Annotated in this window: 5 protein-coding genes; 3 read left to right on the top strand and 2 right to left on the bottom strand. The window is 41.3% G+C overall.

Translation table 11 applies throughout. From position 1 onward, the window contains the following. Positions 1-153: 153 nt before the first annotated feature. On the bottom strand, positions 154-756 hold the full coding sequence (locus NFR88_RS14955; RefSeq protein ID WP_160203294.1) for a hypothetical protein: 603 nt from the start codon (positions 754-756) through the stop codon (positions 154-156). Positions 757-1,058: 302 nt separating this feature from the next. On the opposite strand from NFR88_RS14955, the gene NFR88_RS14950 reads away from it, so the two are divergent. From NFR88_RS14950 to NFR88_RS14940, 3 genes are all read left to right on the top strand, one after another. After that, positions 1,059-1,742, top strand: coding sequence for a nucleoside recognition domain-containing protein (locus NFR88_RS14950; protein WP_160203293.1), 684 nt, complete (start codon positions 1,059-1,061; stop codon positions 1,740-1,742). A gap of 3 nt (positions 1,743-1,745) precedes the next feature. Continuing rightward, positions 1,746-2,282 carry a spore maturation protein gene (locus tag NFR88_RS14945; RefSeq protein ID WP_160203292.1) on the top strand — a complete coding sequence of 179 codons (537 nt, stop codon included), beginning with the start codon at positions 1,746-1,748 and terminating at the stop codon, positions 2,280-2,282. 73 nt (positions 2,283-2,355) lie between these two features. After that, complete coding sequence (locus NFR88_RS14940) at positions 2,356-3,276, top strand: S66 peptidase family protein (protein ID WP_161909548.1); 921 nt, start codon at positions 2,356-2,358, stop codon at positions 3,274-3,276. A 76-nt stretch (positions 3,277-3,352) separates the two neighbouring features. Here NFR88_RS14940 and NFR88_RS14935 read toward each other — a convergent pair. Further along, positions 3,353-3,658 (bottom strand): winged-helix domain-containing protein (locus NFR88_RS14935; protein WP_285813915.1); only part of this gene is annotated, 306 nt, incomplete at its 5' end.

Genomic DNA, 3,658 nt, shown 5'->3' with positions numbered 1-3,658 from the left:
TCTGCCAAATCGTTTAAGTAGCAGTTGGTGAATACGATATGTTCGCCAAAGATGTCCTCCAGATTATTTTTGATAAACTTGATAGCCTCTGAGTTCTCACTGGTGCGATAAATTAAAGAAACTCGTTTCATCTAAATAAAACCTCCTGATAAATCAATGAAAAGTCTGAAACAAAATAATGACAGTGTAAAGCAGCTGCATAGAAATAATCAAAACGCAAAAAGTCAGGAATGCATAAACCAGTGCAACAATTGTCCAGGGCTTAGAATAGCCGGGAAGAACTTTGAACTGTTTTTCTATACGTATGGTATTTCTGTCGATAAGTCTTTCGAAGAAATTATTAATTGGAACGGCATCGATAATACCAAGCCTGAAAAATGGGATGGTAAAGTCCGGCTTGTCGGCGGGTGCGGGATTATCTGTTTTATAAAAGTGCACGCCATTTTTACTGAAGACAGCATACTTAATTTTATCCAGCTCAATAGATGCAGAGCGCTTCAGCAGGATATTGTGGTAGGTGATAGTATTTTCATCGTAAGTGGTAAAGAAAAACTTGTAGCCAAAGAATATGGCGGTCAACACGATAAAAATAGTCAAGTAATATATAATAGTAGGAAGAAGAAATACTTCGTAACCTTCTAACTTGTATGCTTTTATCTGTATCATTAATATTAGTCTGAGAAGAAAGTAGGCTAATATCATGAGATAAAATACAATCTTAGATTTGTTAGTATAGGTATACGGAATTTTGTACATAAAATAGACCTCCTTGTTTATAGCAACATAGAATGCAAGAATCGTACCATAAAAAGAACTGTTTTACAAGTAAGATAAGATGAAATAAGGTGGACAATGAGATAAAATGGGGTAATATCCAGTTTTGATAAATTAGCGCATTCTTCTTGGGGGAGTGAACCCTAGACAGAAATGTGTGTTTTGTGAGTTTTTGTCGATTTAGAAAGAAAAGAAAATATGTTGGCACGGTGTTTGCGTAAGAAATGGGGTGACTACGTAGTAATCCGTTATAACCTGATTTTACTTTTTTGGAGGTAGTATTTATGATGAATTATATTTGGCTGTTCCTCATGGCAGTAGCAGTCATTGCCGGTGCAGCAACCGGTACAATCAGCGAAGTACAGGACAACCTCTTCGCATTTGCTGACACTGCAGTAGAACTTGCTATCGGCTTAATCGGTACTATGGCATTCTTCTGCGGGCTGATGAAAATTATGGAAGACGCAGGTCTTTGTGAGAAACTGGGTAATGCGCTTTCCCCTGTTATGAAGTTTTTATTCCCTGGCGTACCAAAGGGACACCCTGCAAATTCTGCAATTGCAATGTACATTGCAGCCAGCGTTTTAGGTCTGGGTAATGCCTGCACACCGCTGGGTATCAGAGCTATGCAGGAACTGCAGACACTGAACAAAACAAAGAATATCGCAACAGATGCACAGTGCATGGTTATGGCCATTTCCACTGGTTCTATTTGTCTGATTCCTACAACTGTAATTGCAATGCGTACTGCTATTCAGGCAGAGGGCGCTGCTGAAATCGTAGGACCTACAATTCTGACTACTATGTGTGCTGCAATTGTTTGTGTTATCATGACAAAACTTTTAGGCAGACTGAAAGTATTCAAGTATGACAATATTATTGAAAAAGAAAGAGCAGCTGGAAAATTACAGATTAATGAAGACTACATCGGTAATGATCCACTTGTTCTGAGCGGAAAGGAGGCGTAAAAAATGACAGACGTTTTAAACTTTTTATCAGCATATCTGATTCCTGTTTTCGTTGTGGCAGTGCCGCTTTACGCATTATTCTTTAAGAAAGTTCCAATTTACAGTTCTTTTACAGAAGGTGCAAAAGAAGGTTTTGAAACTGGTATTATGATTATTCCTTATCTGGTTGCAATGCTTTGTGCAATCGGTATGTTCCGTGCTTCTGGCGCTATGGATTGGCTTGTAGCCGTATTAGAACCTGTTACAAGTATTGTGAATATGCCTGCTGAAGTACTTCCGATGGGTCTGATGCGTTCTCTTTCCGGCGGTGGTGCGCAGGGACTTTGTGCAGACCTTCTGGAAACCTACGGAACTCAGTCTCAGATTGGTCGTGTAGCTTCTGTTGCTTTCGGTTCTACAGAAACTACATTCTATGTACTGGCTGTTTACTTTGGTGCAGTTGGCGTAACCAACACAAGACAGTCCATGCTTGCTGGTATCGCAGGAGACTTATTCTCCCTGATTATGGCAGCGATAATTGTTAATATCATGTGGTTCTAAGCTTGGTATAAATTTGTAATTTAATTTGAACAACAAGCGTTAGAGATGAATTTAATGAAACGAGGTGGCTCACATGACATATCCGAAGAGATTAAAAGCCGGTGACGTGATTGGATTGGTTGCGACCAGTTCCCCGGTAGAAGAAGAAAGAGCAAAACAGAGCAAAGCTGTTTTGGAACAGCTGGGATTCAAAGTAAAAGCTGCAGACAATCTGTTTGCTTCTAAAGGCGGATACATGGCTGGAGAAGAAGAACTGAGAGGTCGCTGGCTCAATGATATGTTTGCTGATGACGAAGTAGATGCAATCTTTTGTCTCAGAGGCGGAGACGGCGCTAACCGTATTCTGGATTATTTAGATCTGGATGTTATCAGAAAGAATCCGAAAATTTTTGTCGGCTACAGCGATGTGACCAGTTTGCATTTGCTCTTTAACCAGGAATGCGACCTGGTGACTTACCACGGTCCGATGGTATCTTCCAATATGGTGGACGATTTTGACCAGGAAAGCAAAACTGCATTCTTTGAAGCGCTGACTGCAGAAGACGCTTATACATATAAAGCTCCGGAAGGATTCCCGATTGGAGTTGCCCGCGAGGGAAAAGCAAGCGGCATTCTGGTAGGCGGAAACTTAACTGTAATGTGTGCGTCGGTCGGTACACCTTGCGAGATTGATACTAAGGGAAAAATTCTCTTTATTGAAGAAATCGGTGAGCATATCGGCAATCTGGACAGACACATTTACCAGCTCCGAAATGCGGGTCTTCTGAAAGACGCTGCCGGCATTCTGCTGGGACAGTTCACAAGATGTAATGTAGACGTGGAAGGCTATGATATCGTACAGGTAATGCTGGAGGCGACAAAAGGTCTTGATATTCCTATCATGTACAACATTCAGTCCGGTCACGGTGCACCAATGATTACCATCCCTATGGGTGGAACTTGCGTGATGGATACAGAAAAAGGTGAAATTACTTTTCCTGTAGAAATGGTGTAAAATATAGAAGAAAAAGCAATATGATAAAAACAGAGGAAGGCTGCAGAATATGCAGAATTACCTCTGTTTTCTTTTTCTATTCTTTTGTATCTTGTGTCAGGCGGGCAAGTCCTTTTTCGGTAATTTTTGTGCCATGACGCCCCTTGCCGACCTCAATGAATCCCTGCTGAGATAAATCTCCTAAAAACTCTCGCAACTTGCCGTCGCTGAGCCTGATTCCAGAGGTTTTGAGGGTTTGTACCAATGAGGCTCTGCCTATACCATGGGTGAGCTGGGTGTGCTCGCTGATGGCTTTGAGAATTGCAAGATTGAGGCTGGCATTTGAAAGTCGGACAGTGGTCGTGCTGTTTTGTTCTGTAATCTGAGGAGGTAAAGCAGAAAG

Origin of the sequence: Senimuribacter intestinalis, from assembly GCF_943192965.1 — a bacterium.
GTDB lineage: Bacteria > Bacillota > Clostridia > Peptostreptococcales > Anaerovoracaceae > Senimuribacter > Senimuribacter intestinalis.
Note: the sequence above shows the minus strand (reverse complement) of the source record. Positions and strands in the feature narration are given on the sequence as shown.